General features: G+C 41.5%; 2 protein-coding genes. One reads left to right on the top strand and one right to left on the bottom strand.

Going from position 1 to position 2,127, the window contains the following annotated elements; translation table 11 throughout:
* Positions 1-292: 292 nt before the first annotated feature.
* The gene (locus tag AC3LHT_RS10565) at positions 293-1,633 is read right to left on the bottom strand and encodes an IS701 family transposase (RefSeq protein ID WP_488662868.1); all 1,341 of its coding nucleotides are present in this window, start codon (positions 1,631-1,633) and stop codon (positions 293-295) included.
* 86 nt (positions 1,634-1,719) lie between these two features.
* Between AC3LHT_RS10565 and AC3LHT_RS10560 the strand changes: the two genes are divergently transcribed.
* A complete protein-coding gene (locus AC3LHT_RS10560) occupies positions 1,720-2,043 on the top strand; it encodes a DUF6788 family protein (RefSeq protein WP_488662867.1) in 324 nt (107 codons plus the stop codon).
* Positions 2,044-2,127: the final 84 nt, after the last annotated feature.

The following is a 2,127-nucleotide window of genomic DNA, read 5'->3' as shown; positions in this document are numbered from 1 at the left end:
CTCTCCATAACCACAATGCCCTTTCTTCAATGTTTGTATTTTCTATCGTCAAAACTATTTTATTTTAACACCAATTATAATATATTCAACCATTTTAGCACATCACTTAAATTTTGTTATAAGTGAATAGCCCCCTATTCTATCCAAGCTGGGCGGACCAGCCCTTTTACCTGCCAGCAGAGGTTTAAGGATATCCATTATTTCCTTGCCAATTCTTCTGCTTGCTGTTATTTTGAAAACCTTTTAGCACTCAGGTTAAAGTTTTAATTACTTATACTGGACTTTCGCACTTTCAAGCCACATTGGATAGCAAATTTACAGCATAAAGGTTAAATTTTTCAAAGTCATCTTCACAAGTCGACATACAAGAAAATAAATTAAGCCAAAAAGATCGGCGTAGAGCAGCGAGCATGTCTTGAAAGGAAATAGTAGATTTAGATCTGTACCATACATCTGGCTCCGGCAGATCAACCCTACCACAATTCCTCTCCATAATGAACCACAATTTGATAAGGGAGTTTAACCAAAGACAGAATGGAGTGGTTCGAGTCACAGCCTCCTGTTTTCTAGCTTGTGACTCTGAGATTCCAAGATACTGTTTGGATTCACGAAAGACTACTTCAATGGGCCATCGTCCTGTATAGATATGGACTACTTCGGCCGCTGAGAGACTAAGGTTGGTGGTAAAGAAAAATTCATCATCAATCTTTCTTTCGGGATCTCGGACGATCACGATATTGATAGGGCGATTTGGGCAGACTTCATACCAGATAGCCTGAAAATGAAATAAATAACGTTCCTTCATTTCTCCATAAAGATCAAGTTGTACCACCTGCCATTTTTCTTTCTTGCTGGGAGCCATATCTTTTGGTGCAGGGAGGCGTAGACCTTTTTTGCGAGGTCGGCCCCGTTTTTTTGTTCTGGCTTTCGGACGAGAATAGATTGCAGCATCTTTGCGGATTCGTGAGACCAACTGCACGTTTTTAGGTAATTGTTTTGCAACAGAGGCATAGGCACCATCCCCACAAAAGACAAAGTATCTTTCGGGTAACCAGTTTGCTACTGTTTGCACCATCTCGCACATCAAGGAAACGGTAGTATTTTTCTTCTTACTTCCTCGCCCCCTTTTTTTCGTCTTCTTGCTCTTTGGATTCAGTCTTGCTAAAATCGGTAAGGCAATACAGTGTCCTTTCAATAGGGGTAGCTCCCATACAATGGCCAAGACGACCCAGTTCAGCCCCCAGGCATAGCCAGGATATTTTTTCGACGAGCGAACCGCATCGCGGTAGAGTCCAGCACCCCATATCTTCCTTCCATAATGTTTGATCAAGGTGTCATCTCCCACCAGGAAGATGGGTTGTTGCTCCGGCAAAAGTTTAACAATCATCATGAATAAAAGTTTCCAGAGTCTATCCATTTGCCATTTTGATCGAGAGAAGAACCCCTGATAAGCGTCATGCGATTTGGTAGCGTGGGGTCCGGCTGCTCGGATAATACCAGTTATGGTTCGTCTTCCCGAGCAGAGAATCCAGCCTAGAGTTATGGTAATGAACGACTCTACCGTAGGTCTATATAGGAAGGCATTAGAGAAGCTCATCACAAGTTGTTGGAAAAGGGGAGACAGCTGATCCATTTGTTTATCCTCCTAAACAAGTTGATATTGGGGATGTATTATGTTATGCTAAATAGCACAACATAATAATATCATAGGAGGGAAATATGAACAAGAAGGAAATCGCACGAACTAAAAGAAGGTTGCGCTACTTACATAAAAGGCTGGCTGGGATTGGGCCCATCATGCGTGGAACGGTAGTACTGCTGGGAACCAAATGCGGTAATCCTCGATGCAGATGTGCAAGGGGAGAAAAGCATCTCCAGTATTATTTCTCGGTTAATGTTGAAAAAAAGACTAAATTGATGTATCTTGGAAAATCTAAGAAGGCAGAAGCGGAGGAATATTCTAAGAATTACGAACTGCTATGGAATATCATTGAAGAGATGACTCTCCTGAATTTTGAGTTGCTGAAAGCAAAAAAACGCTGAGACTGCACAAAAAAAGTGCGAAAGTCCAGTATAATGAATACAGCAAATATGGAGTGAGATATACTGAAGAGGTAACATTGATAG

This window comes from Kosmotoga sp. (genome assembly GCF_982836095.1).
Note: the sequence above shows the minus strand (reverse complement) of the source record. Positions and strands in the feature narration are given on the sequence as shown.